The 23,764-nt window shown below is 58.0% G+C and carries 23 protein-coding genes; 11 read left to right on the forward strand and 12 right to left on the reverse strand.

From position 1 onward, the window contains the following. Positions 1-8: 8 nt before the first annotated feature. The 4 genes from IV493_RS09950 to IV493_RS09965 all read right to left on the reverse strand — a co-directional run bounded on the left by IV493_RS09950 (position 9) and on the right by IV493_RS09965 (position 4,416). Entirely contained in the window at positions 9-797 is a 789-nt protein-coding gene (locus IV493_RS09950) for an ABC transporter ATP-binding protein (RefSeq protein WP_013357640.1), read from the reverse strand. A 10-nt stretch (positions 798-807) separates the two neighbouring features. Continuing rightward, on the reverse strand, positions 808-1,680 hold the full coding sequence (gene ntrB / locus IV493_RS09955) for a nitrate ABC transporter permease (RefSeq protein ID WP_013357639.1): 873 nt from the start codon (positions 1,678-1,680) through the stop codon (positions 808-810). 11 nt (positions 1,681-1,691) lie between these two features. Beyond that, positions 1,692-2,942 carry a CmpA/NrtA family ABC transporter substrate-binding protein gene (locus IV493_RS09960; RefSeq protein ID WP_095707301.1) on the reverse strand — a complete coding sequence of 417 codons (1,251 nt, stop codon included), beginning with the start codon at positions 2,940-2,942 and terminating at the stop codon, positions 1,692-1,694. Positions 2,943-3,204: 262 nt separating this feature from the next. Next, positions 3,205-4,416: a nitrate regulatory protein gene (locus IV493_RS09965; RefSeq protein WP_013357637.1), complete on the reverse strand. Its 1,212-nt coding sequence runs from the start codon at positions 4,414-4,416 to the stop codon at positions 3,205-3,207. Between the two features lie 487 nt (positions 4,417-4,903). Between IV493_RS09965 and IV493_RS09970 the strand changes: the two genes are divergently transcribed. The 8 genes from IV493_RS09970 to IV493_RS10005 all read left to right on the forward strand — a co-directional run bounded on the left by IV493_RS09970 (position 4,904) and on the right by IV493_RS10005 (position 13,910). Further along, entirely contained in the window at positions 4,904-5,395 is a 492-nt protein-coding gene (locus tag IV493_RS09970) for a hypothetical protein (protein WP_013357636.1), read from the forward strand. Positions 5,396-5,480: 85 nt separating this feature from the next. Further along, positions 5,481-6,698 carry a type IVB secretion system protein IcmH/DotU gene (gene icmH, locus IV493_RS09975; RefSeq protein ID WP_135909072.1) on the forward strand — a complete coding sequence of 406 codons (1,218 nt, stop codon included), beginning with the start codon at positions 5,481-5,483 and terminating at the stop codon, positions 6,696-6,698. Further along, entirely contained in the window at positions 6,698-8,812 is a 2,115-nt protein-coding gene (gene tssM / locus IV493_RS09980; protein WP_095707304.1) for a type VI secretion system membrane subunit TssM, read from the forward strand. Before icmH ends, tssM begins: the two co-directional genes overlap by 1 nt. Positions 8,813-8,825: 13 nt before the next feature. After that, complete coding sequence (tagF, locus tag IV493_RS09985; protein ID WP_013357633.1) at positions 8,826-9,524, forward strand: type VI secretion system-associated protein TagF; 699 nt, start codon at positions 8,826-8,828, stop codon at positions 9,522-9,524. A 36-nt stretch (positions 9,525-9,560) separates the two neighbouring features. Then, positions 9,561-10,697 (forward strand): type VI secretion system-associated FHA domain protein TagH, encoded by a 1,137-nt coding sequence (gene tagH / locus IV493_RS09990; RefSeq protein ID WP_013357632.1) that lies wholly within the window; start codon positions 9,561-9,563, stop codon positions 10,695-10,697. Further along, positions 10,694-11,470 (forward strand): PP2C family serine/threonine-protein phosphatase, encoded by a 777-nt coding sequence (locus IV493_RS09995; RefSeq protein ID WP_013357631.1) that lies wholly within the window; start codon positions 10,694-10,696, stop codon positions 11,468-11,470. The genes tagH and IV493_RS09995 overlap by 4 nt, the downstream gene beginning before the upstream one ends. Before the next feature lie 14 nt (positions 11,471-11,484). Next, on the forward strand, positions 11,485-12,438 hold the full coding sequence (locus IV493_RS10000) for a hypothetical protein (protein ID WP_095707306.1): 954 nt from the start codon (positions 11,485-11,487) through the stop codon (positions 12,436-12,438). Positions 12,439-12,482: 44 nt separating this feature from the next. Next, positions 12,483-13,910, forward strand: coding sequence for a serine/threonine-protein kinase (locus IV493_RS10005; protein ID WP_195857067.1), 1,428 nt, complete (start codon positions 12,483-12,485; stop codon positions 13,908-13,910). Positions 13,911-13,973: 63 nt separating this feature from the next. Here IV493_RS10005 and IV493_RS10010 read toward each other — a convergent pair whose 3' ends face one another. Together IV493_RS10010 and chaB are read right to left on the reverse strand one after the other, a co-directional pair. Beyond that, a complete protein-coding gene (locus IV493_RS10010; RefSeq protein WP_167493432.1) occupies positions 13,974-14,648 on the reverse strand; it encodes a gamma-glutamylcyclotransferase in 675 nt (224 codons plus the stop codon). A gap of 225 nt (positions 14,649-14,873) precedes the next feature. Beyond that, entirely contained in the window at positions 14,874-15,104 is a 231-nt protein-coding gene (gene chaB, locus IV493_RS10015) for a putative cation transport regulator ChaB (RefSeq protein WP_013357627.1), read from the reverse strand. A 373-nt stretch (positions 15,105-15,477) separates the two neighbouring features. Between chaB and chaA the strand changes: the two genes are divergently transcribed. Next, positions 15,478-16,569, forward strand: a complete 1,092-nt coding sequence (gene chaA, locus IV493_RS10020; RefSeq protein ID WP_013357625.1) for a sodium-potassium/proton antiporter ChaA — start codon at positions 15,478-15,480, stop codon at positions 16,567-16,569. Between the two features lie 60 nt (positions 16,570-16,629). On the opposite strand, the gene kdsA is transcribed toward chaA, so the two are convergent. Genes kdsA through hemA form a run of 6 tightly spaced genes read right to left on the reverse strand, consistent with a single transcriptional unit; the run spans position 16,630 to position 21,952 of the window. Then, the gene (gene kdsA / locus IV493_RS10025) at positions 16,630-17,484 is read right to left on the reverse strand and encodes a 3-deoxy-8-phosphooctulonate synthase (RefSeq protein WP_013357624.1); all 855 of its coding nucleotides are present in this window, start codon (positions 17,482-17,484) and stop codon (positions 16,630-16,632) included. A gap of 25 nt (positions 17,485-17,509) precedes the next feature. Beyond that, positions 17,510-18,319: an invasion regulator SirB1 gene (gene sirB1 / locus IV493_RS10030; RefSeq protein ID WP_147788272.1), complete on the reverse strand. Its 810-nt coding sequence runs from the start codon at positions 18,317-18,319 to the stop codon at positions 17,510-17,512. 1 nt (position 18,320) lies between these two features. Then, positions 18,321-18,713 (reverse strand): SirB2 family protein, encoded by a 393-nt coding sequence (locus IV493_RS10035; protein ID WP_147788616.1) that lies wholly within the window; start codon positions 18,711-18,713, stop codon positions 18,321-18,323. Positions 18,714-18,739: 26 nt separating this feature from the next. Then, on the reverse strand, positions 18,740-19,570 hold the full coding sequence (prmC, locus tag IV493_RS10040) for a peptide chain release factor N(5)-glutamine methyltransferase (RefSeq protein WP_195857068.1): 831 nt from the start codon (positions 19,568-19,570) through the stop codon (positions 18,740-18,742). Next, positions 19,570-20,652, reverse strand: a complete 1,083-nt coding sequence (prfA, locus tag IV493_RS10045) for a peptide chain release factor 1 (RefSeq protein WP_013357620.1) — start codon at positions 20,650-20,652, stop codon at positions 19,570-19,572. The genes prmC and prfA overlap by 1 nt, the downstream gene beginning before the upstream one ends. A 43-nt stretch (positions 20,653-20,695) precedes the next feature. Next, positions 20,696-21,952 carry a glutamyl-tRNA reductase gene (gene hemA, locus IV493_RS10050; RefSeq protein ID WP_013357619.1) on the reverse strand — a complete coding sequence of 419 codons (1,257 nt, stop codon included), beginning with the start codon at positions 21,950-21,952 and terminating at the stop codon, positions 20,696-20,698. A gap of 216 nt (positions 21,953-22,168) precedes the next feature. Between hemA and lolB the strand changes: the two genes are divergently transcribed. Both lolB and ispE read left to right on the forward strand, forming a co-directional pair. Further along, entirely contained in the window at positions 22,169-22,792 is a 624-nt protein-coding gene (lolB, locus tag IV493_RS10055; protein WP_033782873.1) for a lipoprotein insertase outer membrane protein LolB, read from the forward strand. After that, positions 22,789-23,646 carry a 4-(cytidine 5'-diphospho)-2-C-methyl-D-erythritol kinase gene (ispE, locus tag IV493_RS10060; protein WP_195857069.1) on the forward strand — a complete coding sequence of 286 codons (858 nt, stop codon included), beginning with the start codon at positions 22,789-22,791 and terminating at the stop codon, positions 23,644-23,646. The genes lolB and ispE overlap by 4 nt, the downstream gene beginning before the upstream one ends. The last annotated feature ends 118 nt before the right edge of the window (positions 23,647-23,764 follow it).

Raw genomic sequence — 23,764 nt, forward strand, 5'->3', positions numbered from 1 at the left:
TCTGCTCCTTACGCTGCCGTGGTCTGTTTTTCATAGAGGAAATGCAGCACTTTCTGGCGCAGCTGGTGATAGCGCGGCTCATCCGCCAGCGCCACCCGCGAGCGCGGTCGCGGCAGATCGACGGTGAGGATCTCCCCGACCTGTGCCGCCGGGCCGTTGGTCATCATCAGCACCCGATCGGAGAGCAGCACCGCTTCATCCACGTCATGGGTGATCAGCACAATGGTGGTATTCAGCTCCTGCTGAATGCGCATCACGCTGTCCTGCAGGTGGGCGCGGGTTAAGGCATCCAGCGCGCCGAATGGCTCATCCAGCAGCAGCACGCGCGGCTTCATCGCCAGCGCCCGCGCAATGCCGACACGCTGCTTCATGCCGCCGGAGATTTCGCCAGGCCGCTTGTGCATGGCGTGGCTCATCTGCACCCGATTAAGGTTGTGCTCGATCCAGTCGCGCATCTCCGCTTTGCTGAAACGCCCTTTAAACACCTGCTGCACCGCCAGTTCGACGTTCTGAAATGCCGTTAGCCACGGCAGCAGCGAATGGTTTTGAAACACCACCGCGCGCTCGGGACCCGGTCCGGTGATTTCGCGGTTATCACACAGCAGTACGCCGCTGCTGGGACGGGTTAATCCGGCAATCAGGTTCAGCAGCGTCGATTTGCCGCAGCCGGAGTGGCCGATCAGGCTCAGGGTTTCCCCTTCGTGGATATCAAAACTGACGTTGTCCAGCGCCAGAAACTCGCCGCTGGCAGTGTTGAAACGCTGGCTCACCTGCTGAACGCGAATAATGTGTTGCATGGTGTTCTCCTTATTTTTCCCAGCTGAAACGACGGACCAGCAGCATCAGCGCCTGCTCCAGCAGCAACCCGACGACGCCGATAATCAGGATGGCGATCAGAATGTTTGCCACGTTGAGGTTGTTCCACTCGTTCCATATCCAGAAGCCAATCCCCAGCCCGCCCGTCAGCATTTCGGCGGCAACAATCACCAGCCATGCGATGCCGATAGAGAGACGTACCCCGGTGAGCACCGCAGGCAGCACGGCGGGCAGCAGGATCCGGCGCATCACCGTCCATTCAGAGAGCTGTAGCACCCGCGCCACGTTGAGGTAATCCTGCGGAATACGCTGCACCCCTTCAGCGGTATTGATGATCATCGGCCAGATGGAACAGATGAAAATGGTCCAGCTGGCGGCAGGTTCGGCGCGCTGAAACAGCAGCAGTCCAATTGGCAGCCAGGCCAGCGGACTGACCGGCCGTAGCAGGGCGATAATCGGATTGAACATGCGCGCCATAAAGGTAAAGCGCCCCAGCAGAAAACCCGCCGGGATGCCCACCAGCGCGGCAAGGCCGAAGCCGATGGCGACGCGCTGCAGCGAGGCCAGCACGTTCCAGCCGATGCCCTGATCGTTGGGGCCATTGCTGTAGAACGGGTCAGCAAACAGCACCTGCGCGGCCTGCCAGGTGGCATAAGGCGAGGGAAACGAGGGTTCGGACAGCGCCGCGAGCTGCCACACCAGCAACATCAGCAGCAGGCCGCCCGCGGCGGGAATGGCGCGCTGCAACAGCGGACGCAGCCGCGCCGGACGAACTGCGGCTTTCGGGATGATCTGTAGCGGAATAACGGTGGCACTGCCGGGGGTTTGCTCCGGCTGCGCCAGGGCGCGCGCGTCAGTTTTCATGGCAACCTCTCTTAACGTTTGATAGCGAAACTGGCGGCGTAGGCGGCAGGATTGCTGCCATCCCAGACTTTGCCGTCGATCAGGGTGCTGCTGCGCATCTCACTGGCGGGCAAGGTAATCTGCCCGACGGCGCTGGCGGCCTGTTTATAGACGTCGATGTGGTTGATCTGGCGGGCCACGGCGAGGTAATCGGGATCGCTGGTGAGCAGTCCCCAGCGTTTCATCTGGGTCAGGAACCACATGCCATCCGAGAGCCACGGAAAACTGACGTTGCCGTTGTCGAAGAAGCGCATCGGATGCGCGTCCTGCCACGACTGTCCCAGCCCGTTCTCGTACTGACCAAGCATCCGCCCCTGCAGCGTCTCCACTTTGGTGTTGATCCAGGCTCGACCGGCTAACACCTGCGCGGTTTCACGGCGGTTATCGTCTGAAGCATCGATCCAGCGCGCCGCCTCCAGCACCGCGGCAGTCAGCGCGCGGGCCGTATTGGGATTCTCTTTCACCCACTGTGCACGGGTGCCCAGCACCTTTTCCGGATGCTCCGGCCAGATCTGCTGGCTGGTGGCGGCGGTAAAGCCGATATTGTCGCTGATGGCACGCTGGTTCCACGGCTCGCCGACGCAGTAGCCGCTCATGTTGCCAATCTTCATGTTCATCACCATCTGCGGCGGCGGCACGACCACGGTGCGCACATCGTCAAACGGATGAATGCCGGCATTGGCCAGCCAGTAGTAGAGCCACATGGCGTGCGTACTGGTGGGAAAGGTGTGGGCGAAGGTCAGGCTGCCTTTAGGGCGGCTATCAACGGCTTTTTTCAGGCTGGCCGCATCGGTAACGCCACTGGCTTTCAGCTGGTTCGACAGAGTGATCGCCTGGCCGTTGTGATTGAGCGTCATCAGGTTCGCCATGTCGTGCTGCGGCCCCGCTACGCCAAGCTGCAGCGCGTAGATCATGCCGTAAAGCACATGGGCCGCATCCAGCTCGCCGGAGGTCAGTTTGTCACGCACAGCCGCCCAGCTCGCCTCTTTGCTGACCTGCAATGTCAGGCCATACTTTTTGTCGAAGCCTTTTACCGACGCCATGACGACCGGCGCGCAGTCGGTGAGTGGGATAAAGCCAACCCGCACCTGCGCCTTTTCTGGCGCATCGGAGCCTGCTGCCCAGACTGCATTTCGTAATCCCGGCACGATCCAGGCCGCACCCAGCGCTGCACCGGAGATCAGCGCCTGACGTCGTGTCAGTGAAAATGGCGTTTTGCTCATCATGTTGCCCCTGAACAGAAATAAAAAAAGGCGTCCTCCGACAAGCCGAAGCCTGCGGATGGACGCCTTTATCCAAAGCACTGATCCCACCGCCATTGGCGGGAGCAATGCGTACTCTCTGTAGGGTTAAAGCAAAGGGTGTGCCAGATCGCTGAAGCCGCGTTAAAGCCGACGTGCGGTGATGCGCTGCTGAATAATTAACCTTTTTTGCACGTTTCTGACGCAGATCACGCACAAAGGTTGTGCAGCTACCTCGTCCGGGTTAGTTGCTCAGGGTCTTCGCGACGGCCAGCACTGCCTGCGCGATCTCCAGTACGCGCTTATTCTGATTCATCGCACTTTTGCGCAGCGCCTGCCAGGCGGCCTCTTCGGTGAATCCCTGCTGCTGCATCAGCCAGTGTTTGGCCTGATCGATTACCCGTCGCTCGTCGAGTGAAGCGCGCATCGATGCCAGCTCATCCGCCTGCTGCTGCAGGCGCTGTGACTGCTCACCAATCAGCGACAGCACTGAGCGCCCGAGCTGCGGGGCCAGCCCGTCACTGCTGAGCGTTGACGCGCCGGGCAGCCAGTCAGCTCCGCAGACGTAGAGCGAAAAGTTGCTGTCACTCTGCACGACCGGCGATGCCGCCTGTTGCTGCGCCTGCTCAATCGCCTCACGACAGCGCTGCATCAGCGTGGCCGTCAGGGCATCCTCCAGCGTTTTCATCTGGTCCAGACGCTCGGAGAGCAGGGAAAACCACTCCAGCGCGCCGGTTTCATCATACTGGCTACCGGTGCAGGCGATGCGCCGCAGCCGTTCGATATCCCGGCTGGCCTGAGACAATGGCTGCCAGCTTTCACAGGCGGCGCTGTCGGCAAACTCCCGGAAGGTGGTAAAGCTCTGCTCCTGAGCCGCAATCAGCGCCACCATCTGGCTGCGCTGCTCAGGCGTGAAGTGCCGCGCCGCAAAGCCAGCTGAACCGATGGCCCGCTCCTGACCTGCCAGCTCTTTGCCCTGCATAAAGCTGAACAGCGCGATCAGTGCACGCGAGATATCGGGATCGCTGGCGGTGTCGGCTGCCTCAAAAACCAGATTAAGTAAGGTGCGGATAACCTGATTAAATGCCGCCATCGCCGCCGCCTGATCCCGCTCATGCTGGCTGATTTGCTGACGCAGCAGCGGTAATTCCGCCAGCGCCTGCAGGGCAGCCGCAATCAGGTTGCAGAAACGACTGAAGCCGGGCTGTGCGGTGGCGGACGGCAGCGCCTGATAGAAATGGTGCAGGCCGGCGCTGACCTCCTGCTGACGGGCGTGACGCTCGGTGCTGAACAGCGTGCCACCGGAGCAGATCCAGAGATTGTTTGCGCCGCGTTCCCGCTGCAGCCGATGAACCAGCTCACTGACGGCAGCCATCAGTTCGCCGGTCTTAAGCAGCCGTTGCAGGCTGGCAATATCGCTGTCACGCGATGCCTGCAGCCAGATCAGGGCATCCATGGTTCACCTCTCCGCCATTAAAACTTTTCTGAAGCAAAAGGCGTGCCGCTTTCCGGAAAAAAGGCGGGCATATCCGGCGCGTAAATTCTGATTTTGATAAGATTCTTTAGGTGAAGAGATAAATTTTATCGGTAACGAACGATTAGAAAGGCTTAATAGTTTCCAATCGGATCAATTGCATGTCAGAATGCGCGGCAATGTTCTCAACCAGTTTGTCCCTGCGATAATTCAGTTCGCTTTAACTATCACATTGTCTGGCGCTTTTCTTATATCGCAGCCCGCCCCAAAAGCGCCTGCTATCACGCATCGCCAGTGGGTGCAATGGTTTGAATTCTCAAAAGTCTTAGGTAGACTAAACGCGTAACTATCCTGATGTAATCTGAACTTTTTTTGAACGACAGACTTTCGGCACGATGCGGCGCGAAAAACAGCGCCTCCTGCATCGGGCCTGGCAATATGCAGATACTTTGATGAGATCACGAGGAACATGGTGAAAAAGAGTCTTGCGTTAACGCTGCTGGCGGTGCTTACCCTGGCAGGCTGTAAGGCCCCGCCGCCGCCCGTCACTGACGATACGCTGGTCACCAGCGAAATTAACGGCGTCAAACTGGTCCATCGACACGCTGTCGCGGCACCGACTGAATTTGAGCCGGTCAATCAGACCTGGCGGGCGCTCTATGGTGCCTCGGTCATGACCTCCCCGGATTACGGCGGCAAAGTCGTTCGCTATCTCGAAACGGGTAAACCGTTTGAAGTATTAGGTAATGTGGAGCACAGCTGGCTGGCGATTGCTGACCAGGCTGATGGCCCGTTAATTGGTTATGTACCGTTAAAAGCGGGCGTAGAGAGCAGTCGTTACGATGCCACGCTACAGAGCGATCGTCCCCGTCCGCGGAAAGCGAAACAGGTCTGTGTGGCTGTCGGCGGCGCGAGTAAAGCCTGTCGGACTAACGATACCGCGACCTGGATCTTAGACTGAATATGAAATCCGGCGCATATTGCCCGCAGCACCGTCCTGTGCTGCGGGTACAGGGATTTGCCATTGGCTGGAAGATCACGAATTAATGACTGTGGAATCCCCTGCGCGTGAGGCGACCCCCTCAGGCAATGAGAATCTATTACTTCAGGCTGCGGCGCCACTGCTGAATGCGGTGGTGCAGATTCGTCGGGCAGCCACCCATGACGATCCTGCGGGTCTGCGTCAGTCTCTGATCGATGAAATCCGCCAGTTTGAACAACGCTGTAAACAGGCAGGGCTGCCGTTTGAGATGATTATCGGCGCGCGTTACTGCATCTGCAGCGCGCTGGACGAAGCCGCAGCGCAAACCCCCTGGGGCACGCGTGGCGTCTGGTCGGGCAATGGCATGCTGGTGACCTTTCACAATGAAAGCTGGGGCGGCGAGAAATTCTTTCAGCTGCTGTCGCGCATTTCACAAAGCCCGCAACAACATCTCTGGCTGCTGGAAGTGGTGCAATATTGCCTGCTGCTGGGCTATGAAGGCCGCTATCGCGGCAGTGAAAATGGCCGCGCCCAGTGCGACGGTATCCGTAAGCGCCTGAAAAGCCTGATTGACGAGACGCGCGCCCAGCGCCAGACGCCGCAACCCCCGCTGGTCGAGGTGCATCCGCTGGTCAGTACCCTCGCCCGCCCGATGGTGCCGCTCTGGGCCTGCGCCATGCTGGTCGCGCTTATCGGCTGCCTGATCTACAGCGGCCTGAACTGGCGGCTCGGCAACGCTGCCGAACCGCTGCTGCGCACCATCTATCAGACCCCGCTGCCGCAGATTACTGCAGGCCGCCGTCCCTCTTCTCCGCAGGCGCTGCTCGATCTGCGTCAGCGACTGAACGATGTGATTGCTGCCGGACAGCTCGAAGTCAGCGATGGTGCCTTTGGCAGTAAAGTGATTATTCCCGCAGACAAACTGTTTGCCGAGCAAGGCACGGTGATCAACCCGGTGGGCCGCGCGCTGCTGGCCCGCGTCTCAACCGCGATGAAAGATGTCAAAGGCACCATTCTGGTGTCCGTGTTTACCGACGATCATCCGGTGGATAACAGCCGTTTTGCCTCCAGCTATGAGTTCTCATTCGCCCGCGCCCGTGCCATCACCCAGCTGTTGCAGCTGCAGCTGGAGGACGGTCATACGGTACGCTCTGAAGGCCGTGGTGACAGCGACCCGCTGCTGCCCAACGACAGCAGCGAAAACCGGACCCGCAACCGCCGCGTTGAGATCACCCTGTTTGCCGCGCCTGAAACGCTCAGTAATCATCAAGGAGCACAATAATGCGCGCTTCCCTTCGCCTGCTGTTAACGCATCGCCTGCTGTGGAGCTTTATTGGCGTCACGGCGCTGAGCTGTCTGGTCTGGATGCTGGGCCCGTTCTGGACATGGGGCGAGTCGCGTCCACTGGAACCGGTGCTCCCTCGCCAGCTCACCGTGAGCGCGCTCTATTTTCTCTGGATCCTGTTCCAGCTGATCCCGTCGCTTTATCGTGCCTGGTTTAACAGCCGCTTACTGACCCAGCTTCAGTTGGCGGGCAACGACGATCCGGCGGAACGTCAGATGACTGAGGAGCGGCTTAATCAGCGCTTCAGCGACGCGGCGATGCAGCTAAAACGCACCCAGTTTGGCCGTCGTCACAGCGGCAATCTGCTCTCGCGCTTTAATGCTAATTATCTCTACCAGTTGCCCTGGTATCTGGTGATGGGTGCGCCCGGTGCCGGTAAAACCACCGCGCTGTTTAATGCGGGCCTCGATTTCCCGCTGACCGATACGCTGGGTAAACAGGCAATTCGTGGCGTCGGCGGCACCCGCAACTGCGACTGGTGGTTTACCGACAGCGCAGTGCTGATTGATACCGCAGGGCGGTATGCGCTGCAGGAGAGCCAGCGCGTGCGCGATGCCGCGGAGTGGCATAGTTTTATCAATCTGCTGAAACGCTATCGCACCCGCCAGCCGATTAACGGTGTCATCATGACGATCAGCGTGGCCGATCTGCTGAGCGATTCTGCCGAAGCGCGTTTTGCCCAGGCCAGCGCGCTGCGTGAGCGTATGGCGGAACTGCATCAGCAGACGGGTATTCACTTCCCGGTCTATGTGATGGTCACTAAAACCGATTTGCTGAAAGGCTTCATGAGCTACTTTGGCAACATCGATAAAACGCGGCGTGACGCTATCTGGGGCTTTACGTTTAACCGTGAGACGGGCAAGCCGCACAAGGATGACTGGCATCATCATTTTGGCCAGCAGTTCCAGCGGCTGGAAGAGCAGCTACAGCAGCAGCTGGCGGAGCAGATGACCCAGGAGCGCGATCTGAATGAGCGCGCTGAATGCTTCCTCTTCCCGCAGGAGTTCGCCTCACTGCGCCCGCTGCTGAACGAGTATCTCGATATCGTCTTCTCTGATCATCAGGATGCCGTCGCCTGGAGCCCCCGCGGCCTCTTCTTTACCAGCGGTACGCAGGAAGGCCTGCCATTTGATCGGGTGATGGGTGAACTGAGCCGTAAACTGCAGTTACGTCAGGCGGGCGAACATTCGATTGCCGCCTGGGACAGCGTTAACCGCAACAGTCCGATTCCCGGCAACAAAGGCCAGAGCTTCTTTATTCGTGACCTGCTGAGCGATCTGATCTTTAAAGAGAGCGGACTGGCGGGCAGTAATCGCCGCTGGGAGTATCGCAATCAGCTGTTCCACTGGATTGGCTACGGCGTGCTGGCAGGCGCGCTGCTGATTGCCTCCAGCCTGTGGAGCATCAGCTACTACCAGAATCAGCACTATCTGCAGCAGGTGGCCGCACGGGTGCCGGCCATTCGTGAGCAGAGTCAGCAGGTGATTCATCAGCCTGCTGATAATATTTTTGATCTGCTACCCTTTCTGAACAACCTGGTGAAGCTGCCGCTGTCGGAACGTTTTTCTCTCGATAATCCGCCGCTTACTATGCGGGCTGGCTTATATCGCGGCAGTCAGGTCAGCGACGCCGCCTGGGTGCTTTATCAAAATGCGCTTAAGTCTTTGCTGCTGCCGCGCGTGGCGCAGCAGATCACTAATATTCTGCGCAACGATCCGGGTGATGATAACGCCTACAGCCGCAATGCGCTGCGCGCCTATCAGATGCTCTATCAGCCGCGCAATTACGATGGCGAATTTTTACGGGCCTGGCTGCTGCAAAACTTACAGCGCTCGCTGCCCGATACGGTCAGTGCCCGCGATCTGCAGCAGCTCGACTGGCACCTGAGCCAGCTGCTGGATCAGCAGATTCAGTCATCGCCTTATGCGCGTGACAATGCACTGATGATGCGCAAGCTGGCAGACAATCTTAAAATCGCGGGCCAGGCGGGCAGCGTGCTGGCGGCAGCACCGCTGCACCCGGCCGCGCGATCACACTCGCAAAGCGAGTAATGGTGAGGTGAACATGGCTGCTTACACCGCCCCCGGCTGGTACGGCAAGCTGCCGTCGACCGGTGACTTTCTGCACCGTCGTCTGAGTGAGCAACAGATTAGCCCGTGGAATCACTGGTTCCAGCAGGGATTAATGCACTGGCATCAGCAGGCCTGGTCATACAGCGCGAACTTTCTTCACGCGCCGGTATGGAACTTTGTCCTGCCGGTGACCGCGACCCGGCCACACGTACAGATGGGCTGTCTGCTGCCCTCCTGTGACCGCGTCGGCCGCGCCTGGCCGCTGCTGGCGCTGCACAGCTTTCCGCTGGCGCAGTGGCATCCGGCTCAGCTGACCATCTCCGGTGACTGGTTTCAGGATCTGGGCGCGACCCTGTTACGGGCGGTTCAGACGCCACTGGACGGCGAGCAGTTAGAGCAGCAGATTCAGGCGCTGCCGCCGCTGCTGGTGCCCGCCAGGAAGCCCTCAGAGATTATGGATGTGATCGGTTTTCAGGATCTGCCCTGCACGCTGAGCTGGCGTGAAGTGGCCGAACGTTTCGACCCTCAGCAGCATATGAGCTACTGGTGGAGTAATCGCAGTGATGGTTTTGCCCATGCGACCCACAAGCACAGCGGCAACCTCACGGCGCAACTGTTTTCGTTACTGTTTAACCCGGCGGCAGGTGCACAGCCGGGACGTAATGGCCTCTATCCTCCGATGTTCGAGTGAGGCCGGATGCGTTTGCCGTTCAATCTGGGATAACTCATGCAATTTACCATCGTGCAATGCACTACGGATGTTCCGGTCAGAAGCGTCGCGTTTCAACCGCCTGGCGGCACCATTGGCCGCAGTCAGGACAACGATCTGGTGCTGCCGGATGAGACGCGGGCTATTTCGCGCCTGCAGGCGCTGGTTCACCTGTCGCATGACGGGGAGTGCCGGCTGACCAACCAGGGCAGCGTAACGCCGGTCGAGCATAACGGCATTACGCTGGGTCGCGGCATGCAGGTGCTGCTGAAGCACGGCGACGCCTTGCGCATCGGTGATTATGCGCTGGAAGTGCGCGATCCCGCCTGCCAGAACGCGCAGAGCGATCCGCTGGCGCTGTTTGCGGGTGACAGCGCCCGGCCCGCGAATCCTTTGGGCATTCACGAACATCATGAGGTTGAGGACCGGCTGCTGGTCAACGACGTGCCGCCTTCACGTCATGAGCGGCACAGTGATGCGCGGCTGGCGATCGATCCGCAGGCCAGTGAGCCGCGCCGGGCGCTGACAGCACAGCCGGTGGATCAGGATCGGCTCATCGCCGCCCTGCTGGACGGCATGGGGCTGAGCAACGGTCACGCCACGCCGGTTGACGAAGAGCAGATGCGCATTACCGGCCGGATGCTGAGCCTCTTTTCTCAGGGCACCGTGGCGCTGCTCTCATCACGTTCCATTCTCAAACGGGGCGTGAAAGCGGACATGACCATGATTCTGAATGAGGCCAACAACCCGTTCAAGATCCTGCCCTCCGGCAAAACCGTGCTGATGCAGATGTATCAGAGCCAGATGCCCGGATTTATGCCGCCGGAGCAGGCAGTGCGCGATGCGCTGGTCGATCTGCAGGCCCACCAGCTGGGCATGATTGCCGGAATTCGCGCCATTATTGCGGCGATGCTGCAATCCTTTAATCCGCAGCGGCTGGAAGAGCAGGCGCGCGCCGATGGCCTGGTGTCAAAACTGCCATTTTCCACCGCGAAGAAAGCGGCGCTCTGGGACTACTTCATGCGTAATTACCAGCGTACGGCCGGTGAGATAGAAGATGATTTCCATACGCTGTTTGGCGAAGCTTTCCTTCATGCCTACGACATGGAAGTGAATCAGTATAAAGATTCTCAGACGCGGGTGGACGACGCATGAAAATCGTTTTTGCCAGCCGCTGCCAGCAGGGGCTACGCGATGAGAATCAGGATCGCACAGGTGCCGAGCTGGATGAGCGAAAAGCCTGTTTTGTGGTCTGCGATGGCGTGGCCGGGCTGCCCGGCGGCGAGATGGCGGCACAGCTGGTGCGCGACACGCTGCTAAGCCAGATACAGGCGAACACCGACTTTACGCCGGAAATCACCCACCAGGCGATCGAACAGTGCCGCTTAGCGCTGCATGAGGCACAGGGTAAAAATCCGAAATATTCCCGCATGAGCACCACGCTGGCAGCCCTGTTTATTGACCGCCAGAAACAGCGTGCATGGTGGGCGCATGCCGGTGACAGCCGGGTTTACCACTTCCGGCGGGGCGTGCTTCACGAGGTGACCCGGGACCACAGTCTGGCCCAGCAGCTGAAAGAAGCGGGCTATGAAAATACCGGCATTAACAGTAATTTACTCTATAATGCGCTCGGCGCTGAGCCGCCTCGCTTAGTCAGCTTTTCGCAGGAGATTGCGCTGGAGGATGGGGACGCTTTTCTGGTCTGCACCGATGGCTTCTGGCTGAATCTGAACAGTAGTGAAATGGAACAGGCGCTGCGCATGGTGAATGCCTGCGAAGAGTGGCTGGCTCTGATGGAACAGGCGGTAAGCCGCAACGTTAAGAAAGATAATCTCAGCGCACTGGCGGTCTGGATTGGTGAGCCGGAGGAGGCAACACTGCTCTATTCACTGGCTGATTCGGCGCGCTTTCTGCCGCCTCGTTTTTGATTCCAAGGATCCTTATGAAACTGTGGTTGCCCGGCATCATCACTCTGCTGATTGCCTTTAACGCCCAGGCTGAAAATTATCGTGTGGTCTACTCCCCCAGCCTGGCGCTGGAGGTTTATATCGATAATGTGGTGAGTAAAGCGCCTGACGACTGGTGTAAAGAGACGCTGCCGCTGCGTATCGTCTCTGGCAAAAGCAAGGATTCGGCCGTGCTGACCACCTTTTTACCGCGCCTGGGCACCCTGCTCGCGAATCAGTGCGGCTTACTGGACGAACTGCCCTGGCAGATGACCAATAAAGAAGGTGGCGTCCTGGCCAGCGGCAGCGCCAGCAAGTTGCAGAACTGGCGCCCGATTGTGATGGCGGATGCAACCGCCAGCGCGAGTGACAGCAATGCCGCCCCGCTCGACCTGTCACGGCCCGCCAACAGCACGCCGCTGCAACATTTTGATCTCCCCAGCGGCTGCCATTTCCGCACCGCCTGGGATGAGAATGCGCGGACCCTGTTCATCCCGGATGTCAGCAAGCAGCAGTGCTCGCCTGACGGCTGGGCAGAAGGCAAAAGTGAACTGACGCTGGCGACAGCGGATCACCCGACGCCAGTTGCGGTCACCTTTTATCAGGGTTACCCCATCGCCAATCTGACTATTCCGGACAGCAAGCTGGAAGTCATTGCCGCGAATAATCAGCGCATGATTGTGACACGCCCGGATACGCCAGATAGCTGGCTGGTGCTGCCCTTTGATGCCAGGCAGCATGTCTGGCGCTTCAATGGTGCGCTGTTAATAAAGATGGATAAGAATGCTGCGCAGCAGGACGCTGACGCTGTGAAATCGCGAGTCGATACATTGCGCAGCCAGTGGGCGCCCTATTTCATGCCACAGCAAAAAGTGAATGTGTTACTCATCGACACCCTGCACGCGGATCTGGTTGATCCTGCCATTGGTGCCTGGCGTAACATCAATTAATTACCGCGCAGCCTGACGACCAGGCCGTGTACAGAGAGTTCACTATGTCGGCAAATGATAATCCGAAAACCGTTCCGAATGCCCTGCCTGACGGATACCGTTTTAATGAATTTGAGATCAAGGAAGTGATCGGAGGCGGCGGCTTCGGCATCGTCTATCGCGCGTGGGATCACCAGCTTGAACGTACTATTGCCATTAAAGAGTATATGCCCGTGTCGCTGGCTGTCCGTGCCGCCGACTTAACGCTGGAGCTGCGCGGTGAACGTTTCCAGAAGCTGTTTAATGCCGGGCTGACCAGCTTTATTCAGGAAGCGCGTCTGCTGGCCCGCTTCAATCATCCCGGTCTGCTGCACGTGCTGCGCTTCTGGGAGCAGAACGGCACCGCCTATATGGGCACGCTTTACTACAGCGGGATGACGCTGAAAGAGTGGCAACTGACCAGCCCGGCCTCGATCTCTGAAGCCTGGATCCGCCGCCTGCTGCCGCCGCTGCTGGGAGCTATCAGCACCATCCATCAGGCTGGCTATCTGCATCGCGACATCTCGCTCGACAATATCCAGATTCAGGAAAACCAGCTGCCGGTGCTGCTGGACTTCGGCTCGGCGCGTAAAGAGATTGGCAACCTCTCTGACGAAACCGAAATCATGCTTAAACCGGGCTTTGCGCCGATTGAGCAGTACAGCGAAGAAGGCGAAGTCGAACAGGGACCGTGGACCGATATTTACGCGCTGGGCGCGGTGCTGCACAGCCTGATTACCGGTAATCCACCGCCAGTCAGTGTGGTGCGCTGTATTGAAGATAATTATCAGCCGCTGGTGGAACGTCAGCCTGAAGGCTACTCGCTGCCGCTGCTGCATGCCATTGACTGCGCGCTGGCTATGAAACCCGGCGATCGTCCGCAAACGATTGACGCCTTTGCGGCGCTGATTGATCTGCCGGTCAGTGATGTGGAAGCCGTGGTCAACAGCTTCCCGGTACCGGGCGAGGCGACTGTGCTGCCCGTCGAGGAGCCGGTTGAAGCGGCTCCGCCGGTGGTGATGGCGATGAATCACGCTGCGGCGTCAGCGGAGCCGGTAACGCCGCGCACGGTGCGGCGGCTGTCGCCAGGCTTGCTGGGGCTGGCTGCCGTGGCGCTGCTGGCCGTGGTCGTCACCGTCTGGCTGGCTAATCGCCACAGTGCCACACCGGATGTCGTTAACAACCTGGCAGCCGCGACGCAGGCACCCGCATCAGTTCCGCCGCCAGCCGCCGTGCCTGCTGCCCTGGCGACGGTTTATCTTAAGCTGGAAAGCGGTGAAAGCGTGGTGCTGAATGGACAGCCGGTTGAGGTCAAACCCGGCAGCAGCGGATTTGCCGCGCTGAATCTGGCGGCAGGACAGTATAAAATTGACGTGAAGAATGGCAGTGAGATGCACAGCCAGTCTCTGACGATCGATAAGCCCGGCACCTGGCTGATTAATCCGGGTAACTAATCCCCGGATCGATCGTAAAAGGGCGCGACATTGTCGCGCCCTTTTCTTTGCGGCTGACCCTGCTCAGGCCTGCCTGAGGCAGGATTGCTGTAACGTCCTCACCTGATGCGCCAGCCGGCTCAGACTCTCTTCTTCCATGCCGCGCCGGGTCAGTTCTTCTTCCAGCGCAAACAGATACTGTGCATTCGATCCCAGCGGGCCACTCGCTGCGGCAATTAAAGGCGCAATCGCCTCCGGGCAGGAGTCCGATTCATAGAGCGGATGGCGCGGGTCCATAATAAAGGTCAGCGCAGTGACGCTGCGGCCATCCTCCAGCTGTAACTCACACCATGTCGGTAAATAACAGCCAGTGATCATCTCCCGCTTCCACAGCAGCGCCAGCTCTTCATGTAACCGCGCTTCCGGCAGACGAAATGCCAGTCCCGTCGTGCGGCCACCCTGCTTCAGCGCCAGCATGCGGCCAGGATGCGTGGCGGTGCCACGTCCGGCAATCAGCCGCAGACAGAAAGCGCGATGCCAGCCTTCCAGCGAACCGGACGCGACTTCGTCCGCCTCAAAAATCGGGTTCCACATCAGCGAGCCGTAGCCAAAGATCCAGACCGGGCTGTGATCGGGACGGCAGGCCAGCGTGGCTGCCAGCGAAGCCGCGCGCTGCTCGCAACTCCAGAGCAGCGTCTCATCGATATCCCCGAATGACGTCTTACAATCCGCTTTTAACAGAAATTCCCGGGTAAGCAATGCGACCTCCTCGACTTCAACAGCGTCCTGCAGAATGGCTCCTGTAACATGACGCCAAAACAGCACTGCGTTTCGATCATCAAATTGACATTAATCTATTTACGCGCGGGGTTTCAAGCGTGATTCCGGTCGCAGGTTAAAAAAAACCAGATAAACCTGATAGCACAGGCAAAAAAAAGGTCCAGATAATCCTGGCCCTTTACCGCAAACCGGCTAGCCGCCGGGTTAACGTTTAGGGTGCCACTTATCATCATCGCCTTTTTCGTACTCTTTCTTCACGGCGGCCCAGGCGACTTTATGCGCGACCTCTTCCCGTGAATCATCGCCGCGGCGATCTTTAGCCTCTTTATACTGATCCCATGCGCTGTTAAAGGCCTGCTGATAGATATCCTGCGCGTGCGCAGGAAGCACATGTTTTACATTGTCAGGTAAGTCGGCTCGGTTAGCGTAAGGCATAACGGCTCCTCAGTTTATGGATTCACACTAAGCCTGGCGCAGGCCAGCAAAAATACAAACAGCGACTTATTAGCGCTTCAGATGAAAAATCAGGTGCTGACCCTGCAAATCATAATGATAAGCCGATTTCCCGGCAGAATGAGACCACATAGGTGCATAAGTCATAATTGTTGTAGACTGATTACTATTGCAATATTTGAGATAATATCAGGTTAATACCCCTTCGGAACTTTATTGCATTTAAGTAAAAAGCAGTAAATTTTTCCCACCCGGGCCGGTGAAAAGATAAACTGCGCCCTGCCTTAAAACTGATTATATTTCTAACAACAGCATCCGCTGCGTCCGGATAATCATTAACCAGAGAGGATGGTGAATGCCTTCACATGAAAAAACACGTCACAAGGAATTCTCGCTGATATTTCCCATTATCACGCTGGGTATACTCTATTTTTTTGGTGCAAATACTTCATTTCCGGTCGTAGTCGGTATTAACTTACTGGCGCTGGTTGCCATTCTGAGCAGCGCATTCAGCGTTGTGCGTCACGCTGACGTGCTGGCGCACCGACTGGGTGAGCCTTATGGCTCGCTGATCCTGAGTCTGTCAGTGGTGATTCTGGAAGTGAGCCTGATCTCAGCGCTGATGGCGACCGGCGATGCCGCACCGGGACTGATGCGCGATACGCTTTATTCGATAGTGATGATTGTGACCGGCGGTCTGGTGGGTTTTGCGCTGCTGCTGGGCGGTAACAAATTTGCGACGCAGTACGTTAATCTGGCGGGCGTGAAGCAATATCTCATCGCTATCTTTCCGCTGGCGATTCTGGTGCTGGTGTTTCCCAACGCGCTGCCGGGCGGAAACTTCTCGGTAACTCAGGCGCTGCTGATTGCGGCAATTTCCGCGGCGATGTATGGCGTTTTCCTGCTGATTCAGACCAAAACGCATCAGAGCCTGTTTGTCTATGAGCATGAAGATGATAGCGATGATGGTGATCCGCACCATGGTAAGCCGTCGGCGCACAGCAGCGTCTGGCACACCGTCTGGCTGATTGTGCATCTGATTGCCGTTATTGCCGTGACCAAAATGAACGCCAACACGCTGGAAAGCCTGCTGACGGAGATGAATGCACCGGCACAGTTCACCGGTTTCCTGGTGGCCCTGCTGATCCTCTCCCCTGAAGGCCTGGGCGCGATTAAGGCGGTACTGATGAATCAGGTGCAGCGCGCCATGAACCTGTTCTTTGGTTCGGTGCTGGCGACCATCTCCCTGACGGTGCCTGCGGTGACCATTATCGCCACGCTGACCGGACAGGAGCTGATATTCGGGCTGGAGCCGCCGCAGATGGTGATTATGATGGCATCGCTGATCCTCTGTCAGATCTCCTTCTCAACCGGCCGCACCAATGTTCTGAACGGTGCTGCGCATCTGGCGCTGTTTATTGGCTATCTGATGACCATCATGCTGTAACTTCACCGAATTTCAGGCGAAAAAAAAGAGCGATTATTCGCTCTTTTTTTTGCAGAAAACTTACTTGCTGGTATCGAGTTCCGGGAAGCTCTTCACCAGATCGTCAATCGCTTTCATCTGCACCAGGAACGGCTCAAGCTTATCCAGCGGCAGCGCGGATGGGCCATCACACAGGGCATGCTCCGGATCCGGGTGCGCTTCGATAAACAGACCGGCAATGCCGACCGCCATACCGGCACGCGCCAGCTCTGCCACCTGCGCACGACGACCGCCGGATGCTGCGCCAAACGGATCGCGCGTCTGCAGCGCATGGGTCACGTCGAAAATTACCGGGCTGTTTTTGGTCACTTTTTTCATCACGTTAAAGCCGAGCATATCGACAACCAGATTGTCGTAGCCAAAGTTGCTGCCGCGATCGCACAGGATAACCTGCTCGTTGCCGCCTTCCGCGAACTTATCCACGATGTTACCCATCTGACCCGGGCTGACGAACTGTGGCTTCTTCACGTTGATGACCGCACCGGTTTTCGCCATCGCTTCCACCAGGTCAGTCTGACGCGCCAGGAAGGCCGGCAGCTGGATCACATCAACCACTTCGGAGACGGGCTGCGCCTGTGCCGCTTCATGGACATCAGTGATAATCTTCACGCCAAACGTCTGCTTCAGCTCCTGGAAAATCTTCATCCCCTCTTCCAGGCCTGGGCCACGGTAAGAGTGAATAGAGGAGCGGTTCGCTTTATCAAACGACGCCTTAAACACGTAAGGAATACCGAGTTTATTTGTCACGGTGACGTAGTGCTCGCAGATGCGCATCGCCAGCTCGCGCGACTCCAGCACGTTCATCCCGCCAAACAGAACAAATGGCAGATCGTTTGCAACGTTGATATCGCCAATACTCACGACTTTCTGTGTCATGCCCTTTCCTTTTCAGTGGGTCCGCTTAGTGCAGCGTGACCTGTTTTTGTTCGATTGCGTGAATCTGAACTTTGATCATTTCGCTGACCGGGTCTTCAGGACACTGCTCAACGAAATAGTTTAAATCACTCAGGGCGATATGTTCGCACTCCAGCTGCGCGTAGATCAAACCGCGATCGCGGATTTCATAGGGATCATCCGGATCGATACGCAACAGCACCTGACTGACGTTCAGCGCCAGCTCCATCTTCTGCTCTTCCATCAACGCCGCTTTCAGCGTGTCGAGCATCTTGCGCATCACGGTGACGGTTTTGGCTTCGTCGAGATCATCGTCATACAGACGCGCGGTGGGGCTGATATTGCCTTTCAGCCACACTTCCAGCGTATGCCGGTCAAGGGTTTCGCCATTGAACGGGTTAATCATCCACTTATCGCCATCAATCCAGTCGGCGCGCAGAATCAGCTGCGTCGGGAAGATCACCGGCATCAGCGGCAGTTCCAGCTCGGCTGCGATGTGCAGCAGAATCACGCCCAGTGACACGGCGGTGCCCTGACGGGTCTTTAATACATTGTCGATCCAGAGCGCATCAGAAAGTTTGTAGACGCCGCTGGCGCCGCAAAATCCCCACTGGCGATAGAACAGCTCCAGCAGCTTTTCCAGCTGCATGTCAGCATCTTCGATGTCGCTGACATAGTCACGCGCTTCGGCGACTAACGCCGCAAGCTGCGCTTCCACCGACACCGCCGGGAAATCGGCGCGGATGGCAAGCGTGGCACCAATCACCGCTTCACACAGCGGTGTCTGGCTGAAATCTAATTGTTCGATCGAGGTCATGCTATCCCCATAACGGCATTTTGGTCAGCGCCAGCGTAATGATGGTCACCAGGGCGATTAACGCCACCAGAAAAGCGATCCAGCGGGTGCGATCAGTGCGTGGACGGCGACTCAATGCCACAAATCCTAAGGCGATGTAGATGATAACCGCTAAAAGCTTCTCCGTCAGCCAGCTTCCTTGTGGCGTGAAGGGATAGAAGTGGGTAATCACCACCAGCAGGACGCCGGTCGCCAGTAACAGGGTATCGTTAACGTGCGGCAGAATGCGGACCCAGCGTTTTGTCATCATCGCCGAACCACGGCGCAGCCAGTAAAACCGCAGCAGGAACAGCGTCACGGTAAGCACGACCGTTAAGATATGCAGATTTTTAATCAGGGGATAAAAAGCAAACATCATGAATCCTTTTCAAAGCGCTTTTATCAAGCGAACTGACCCAGCGTCACACGCGGATTACCGCCGTAATCCCTGACGGTTTCAACGGCGTGATAGCCATTACTCTGCATCAGCGTGGCCACCGCCTCACCCTGCTGCCAGCCATGTTCCAGCAGCAGCCAGCCACCCGGCAGCAGCCACGCGGGCGCCTGCTCAATCAGCGTGCGCAGATCGGCCAGCCCCGCTTCATCCGCCACCAGTGCGCTGCGCGGTTCGAAACGCACGTCGCCCTGCTCCAGATGCGTGTCGCTGGCATCAATATAGGGTGGATTGCTGACGATGAGCGTAAAGTGCTGCGGCGTCAGCGCCTGAAACCAGTGACTGAGCAGAAAGGTGGTATTAGAGAGGTTGAGCTGTTCTGCATTGCTGCCTGCCAGCTCAACGGCGGCTTCAATGCGATCCACGCCGGTCACCTGACAGTCGGGCCGCTCGCTGGCCAGCGCCAGCGCAATCGCCCCGGTGCCGGTGCCCATATCCAGAATGGTCGAGGGAGTCGCGGGCAGATGCGCCAGCGCCTGCTCAACCAGCAGTTCGGTATCCGGACGCGGGATCAGCGTGGCGTCACTGACACGTAACGGCAGCGACCAGAACTCACGCTCGCCTACCAGATGCGCCACCGGTTCACCCCGGGCACGTCGCGCCAGCAGGCTGTCCAGCTGGGCGAGTTGCGCACCGCTGAGCGCCGTTTCATCAAAGGCAATTAACCAGCTGCGCGATTTGCCGGTCACGAAACCCAACAGGATCTCTGCGTCACGCTTCGGACTGTCACCCCCGCACAGCGTGGCGACAGCCTGTTTCAGCCAGTGACGAATATCCATTAGTCCTGACCAGCCAGCGCTGCCAGCTGATCCGCCTGGTACTCCTGCACAATCGGCTCAATCAGGCTGTCGAGTTTGCCTTCCATCACTTCGTCCAGACGGTAGATTGTCAGGTTGATGCGGTGGTCAGTCACGCGGCCCTGCGGGAAGTTATAGGTACGGTTACGGTCAGAACGATCGCCGCTGCCCAGCAGGTTGCGGCGGGTACTGGCTTCGGCGGCGTGACGGCGGGCCATCTCTGCCGCGTGAATACGGGAACCCAGCACCGCCAGCGCTTTGGCTTTGTTTTTATGCTGTGAACGTTCGTCCTGACACTCCACCACGATGCCGGTTGGCAGGTGGGTAATACGGATCGCGGAGTCGGTGGTGTTTACGTGCTGACCGCCTGCGCCGGATGAGCGGAAGGTGTCGATCTTCAGATCGCCAGCGTTGATTTCCGGCAGTTCCGCTTCCGGAATTTCCGGCATCACGGCAACGGTGCAGGCTGAAGTATGAATACGGCCCTGTGATTCGGTCTCCGGCACGCGCTGCACGCGGTGTCCGCCTGATTCGAACTTCATGCGGCCATAGGCACCGTCGCCGGTGACGCGGGCAATCACTTCTTTGTAACCGCCATGCTCGCCTTCGTTGGCGCTGACGATCTCCACCCGCCAGCGACGCGCTTCGGCATAGCGGCTGTACATGCGGAACAGATCGCCGGCGAAGATCGCGGCTTCATCACCGCCCGTTCCGGCGCGCACTTCAATAAAACAGGCGCGCTCATCGTCGGGATCTTTCGGCAGTAACAGCACCTGTAACTGCTGTTCCAGCACGTCACTCTTCTCACGCGCTTCCTGCAACTCTTCCTGCGCCATATCGCGCATTTCAGGATCGTCGAGCATCTGCTGCGCCGTTTCGATATCTTCCTGAACCTGCTGCCAGTCGCGGAAGCAACGGGTCACATCGGTCAGTTGAGCATATTCGCGTGACAGCGCACGGAAACGCTCCTGATCGGCGATCACGCCAGCATCGCCCAGCATCGCTTCCACTTCTTCGTGGCGCTCCTGCAGGGCTTCCAGTTTGGCAACTATAGAGGTTTTCATTTAAATGTGGGATTCCCGTAAACAGGTGGCGACAGCGGTGCGCCTAATCGAGACCCAGGCTGTCGCGTAAAATCTGCAGGCGTTCATTATCGCCATCGCGGGCGGCCTGCTGAAGTGATTTGGTTGGAGCGTGTATTAAACGGTTGGTCAGCTTGTGCGCCAGTTCCTGCATGACTTTTTGCGGATCGGCACCCTGCTGCAGCGCCTGCAGCGCACGGCCTTCCAGCTCAGCACGGATATCCTCCGCCTGAGAACGATATTCACGGATGGTATTCACCGCGCCCTGTGAGCGCAGCCACGCCATGAACTCGCTGCTTTCCTGAACCACGATGCTTTCGGCCTGAACCGCGGCCGCTTTGCGCTGTGCCAGGTTCTGCTCGATGATCGCCTGCAGGTCATCCACGCTGTAGAGATAGGCGTTAGGCAGATCGCCGACTTCCGGCTCCACGTCGCGTGGCACCGCAATATCGACCAGCAGCATGGGTTTGTTACGTCGCGCTTTCAGAGCGCGTTCCATCATCCCCTTGCCGATAATCGGTAGCGGACTGGAGGTTGAGGAGATAATAATGTCGGCTTCGGCCAGGCGGGCATCGATCTCCGCCAGCGTAATCACCTCTGCCCCAACTTCCGACGCCAGCGCTTCGGCACGCTCGCGGGTGCGGTTGGCAATGATCAGATTTTTGACCTGATGTTCACGCAGATGACGTGCCACCAGCTCAATGGTTTCACCCGCGCCAACCAGCAGCACATTAACGGAGGAGAGGGATTCGAAGATCTGACGGGCCAGCGTACAGGCGGCAAAGGCCACTGACACCGCGTTGGCACCGATATCGGTTTCCGTGCGCACGCGTTTGGCGACAGAGAAGGTTTTCTGGAACATTCGTTCCAGCTCACTGCTCAGCGCATGACCACGTGAGGAGTCGGCAAACGCTTTTTTTACCTGACCGAGGATCTGAGGTTCGCCCAGCACCAGTGAATCAAGTCCGCTGGCGACGCGCATCAGGTGGCTGACCGCCTCATTATCCTGATGCCAGTAGAGGCTGTTGCGTACATCCTCTTCATCCAGCTGATGATAATTGCATAACCAGCTCACCAGACGCGCCTGTAAATCGGCCTGCTGCTCTACACTCAGGTAGAGTTCCGTCCGGTTACAGGTGGACAACACCACGCCGCTCTGCACCATTGGCTGTGATAACAGGCTGTTCAGCGCCTGCTCAAGCGTCTCCGGCCCGAACGAAACGCGTTCGCGCAGAGCAATGGGGGCAGTCTTGTGGTTGATTCCGAGAGCGAGCAGCGTCATGGCGGTTTTGGTTGGGATGTCCCAATAATGTCAGGGTTTTGTGAGGCGCATTCTACAAGATGCGGCAGATCAAGAAAAGCCATACAAAGGCTATGACTGTAATAAGATTAACCTGTTCGTGCTCAATTTGCTGCATAACAGCATTGACGGTTAAAACCGGGACGGTTAGCGTTATCCGTTACGAATAATAAATGTGTCCGAGGAGATGACCACTTGATGCTTAATTCACCACGCAATCTGTTGCGCCTTTTGCCCCTTGCCAGCGTGCTGCTGGCGGCCTGTAGCGTCAACAAACCGCAAGGTCCCGGCCCCAGCGTTACCGCGCCACAGTGGCAACAGCATCAGCAGGCGGTCTCAAAGGTCACGCACTACCAGACCCGCGGCGCCTTTGCCTACCTCTCAGACAAGCAGAAAGTCTACGCCCGCTTCAACTGGCAACAGACCGCGCCCGATCGCTATCGCCTGCTGCTGACCAATCCGCTCGGCAGCACCGAACTGCAGCTTGATGCGCAGGGCTCAGTGGTGCAGATCGTCGATAACAAAGGCAAGCGCTACGTCAGCAACGATGCGCAGAAAATGATCTCACAGCTGACCGGCATGAACATTCCTTTGGCGAATCTGCGTCAGTGGATGATGGGTCTGCCGGGCGATGCCACAGATTATAAGCTTAACGATAGCTATCAGCTGAGCAGCCTCAACTACAGCCGCGACGGTCAGAACTGGCAGGTTTCGATTGCGGGTTACGACAGCAAGGTTACCCCGCCGCTGCCGTCCAGCCTGGAGCTGAAAGAGGGTGACCAGCGGATTAAACTGCGTATGGACGGCTGGACCGTTCAATGATCACCCACTGGCCTGCCCCGGCAAAACTGAATCTTTTTCTCTACATCACTGGCCGTCGTCCCGACGGCTATCACAACCTGCAGACGCTGTTTCAGTTTCTGGATTACGGTGATGAACTGCAGATTAGCGTCGATGACAGCGATTCGATTCAGCTGTTAACGCCGGTGCCGGGCGTCGCGGATGCGGACAACCTGATTGTGCGCGCCGCGAACATGCTGAAGCAGGCGGCACAGGACAACCATCGCCTGCCCGCACGCGCAGGTGCGCAGATTGCTATCGAGAAAAGGCTGCCTATGGGCGGCGGCATCGGTGGTGGCTCTTCTGATGCGGCGACCGTGCTGGTGGCGCTAAATCATCTGTGGCAAACCGGCTTCACACCGGATGAGCTGGCGGCAATCGGCGTGAAGCTGGGCGCGGATGTACCGGTCTTTGTGCATGGCTTTGCGGCCTTTGCAGAGGGCGTGGGTGAACAACTTCAGCCCGCAGCGCCGGAAGAAAAGTGGTATCTTGTCGCCCATCCCGGTGTGAACATCAGCACACCCGTGGTATTCAACGACCCCGGGCTGACGCGGGATACGCCATCGCGCAGTTTATCGACGCTTTTAGCCTTACCCTTCACCAATGATTGTGAAGCAGTGGTAAGAAAACGTTTTCGTGAGGTTGATGCGCTTGTTTCCTGGCTGCTAGAATACGCGCCGTCACGCCTGACTGGCACAGGCGCTTGTGTGTTTGCTGAATTTGACACCGAGTCCGCCGCCCGCCAGGTGCTGGAGCTTGCCCCGAATGGGGTACGCGGATTTGTAGCCCGGGGCGTTAATGTCTCGCCGCTACAGCGTACCCTGCGAGGCGATTAGCGAATGCGTGACAGTGTCACCCCGTTCCAGACACTGCACGTTTCGCATTAACACACCCGTGTGAACGTCTATGACCGTACGCGCCGGTTACAGTCATGCCGTTCATTCTCTGGACGCA

This window comes from Pantoea sp. SM3640 (genome assembly GCF_015654165.1).
In the GTDB taxonomy this organism is placed as follows: Bacteria; Pseudomonadota; Gammaproteobacteria; order Enterobacterales; family Enterobacteriaceae; genus Pantoea; species Pantoea vagans.

Bases quoted from the DNA above. Each gene is read 5' to 3' on its own strand.
- lolB (WP_033782873.1), top strand. From the start codon at position 22,169: ATGCTTAATTCACCACGCAATCTGTTGCGCCTTTTGCCCCTTGCCAGC.
- chaA (WP_013357625.1), top strand. From the start codon at position 15,478: ATGCCTTCACATGAAAAAACACGTCACAAGGAATTCTCGCTGATATTT.
- IV493_RS09960 (WP_095707301.1), bottom strand. From the start codon at position 2,942: ATGAGCAAAACGCCATTTTCACTGACACGACGTCAGGCGCTGATCTCC.
- IV493_RS10000 (WP_095707306.1), top strand. From the start codon at position 11,485: ATGAAACTGTGGTTGCCCGGCATCATCACTCTGCTGATTGCCTTTAAC.
- IV493_RS09965 (WP_013357637.1), bottom strand. From the start codon at position 4,416: ATGGATGCCCTGATCTGGCTGCAGGCATCGCGTGACAGCGATATTGCC.
- prmC (WP_195857068.1), bottom strand. From the start codon at position 19,570: ATGGATATTCGTCACTGGCTGAAACAGGCTGTCGCCACGCTGTGCGGG.
- hemA (WP_013357619.1), bottom strand. From the start codon at position 21,952: ATGACGCTGCTCGCTCTCGGAATCAACCACAAGACTGCCCCCATTGCT.
- IV493_RS09995 (WP_013357631.1), top strand. From the start codon at position 10,694: ATGAAAATCGTTTTTGCCAGCCGCTGCCAGCAGGGGCTACGCGATGAG.
- ispE (WP_195857069.1), top strand. From the start codon at position 22,789: ATGATCACCCACTGGCCTGCCCCGGCAAAACTGAATCTTTTTCTCTAC.
- chaB (WP_013357627.1), bottom strand. From the start codon at position 15,104: ATGCCTTACGCTAACCGAGCCGACTTACCTGACAATGTAAAACATGTG.
- prfA (WP_013357620.1), bottom strand. From the start codon at position 20,652: ATGAAAACCTCTATAGTTGCCAAACTGGAAGCCCTGCAGGAGCGCCAC.
- kdsA (WP_013357624.1), bottom strand. From the start codon at position 17,484: ATGACACAGAAAGTCGTGAGTATTGGCGATATCAACGTTGCAAACGAT.
- ntrB (WP_013357639.1), bottom strand. From the start codon at position 1,680: ATGAAAACTGACGCGCGCGCCCTGGCGCAGCCGGAGCAAACCCCCGGC.
- IV493_RS10005 (WP_195857067.1), top strand. From the start codon at position 12,483: ATGTCGGCAAATGATAATCCGAAAACCGTTCCGAATGCCCTGCCTGAC.
- tssM (WP_095707304.1), top strand. From the start codon at position 6,698: ATGCGCGCTTCCCTTCGCCTGCTGTTAACGCATCGCCTGCTGTGGAGC.
- icmH (WP_135909072.1), top strand. From the start codon at position 5,481: ATGACTGTGGAATCCCCTGCGCGTGAGGCGACCCCCTCAGGCAATGAG.
- tagF (WP_013357633.1), top strand. From the start codon at position 8,826: ATGGCTGCTTACACCGCCCCCGGCTGGTACGGCAAGCTGCCGTCGACC.
- IV493_RS09970 (WP_013357636.1), top strand. From the start codon at position 4,904: ATGGTGAAAAAGAGTCTTGCGTTAACGCTGCTGGCGGTGCTTACCCTG.
- tagH (WP_013357632.1), top strand. From the start codon at position 9,561: ATGCAATTTACCATCGTGCAATGCACTACGGATGTTCCGGTCAGAAGC.
- IV493_RS09950 (WP_013357640.1), bottom strand. From the start codon at position 797: ATGCAACACATTATTCGCGTTCAGCAGGTGAGCCAGCGTTTCAACACT.
- sirB1 (WP_147788272.1), bottom strand. From the start codon at position 18,319: ATGACCTCGATCGAACAATTAGATTTCAGCCAGACACCGCTGTGTGAA.
- IV493_RS10035 (WP_147788616.1), bottom strand. From the start codon at position 18,713: ATGTTTGCTTTTTATCCCCTGATTAAAAATCTGCATATCTTAACGGTC.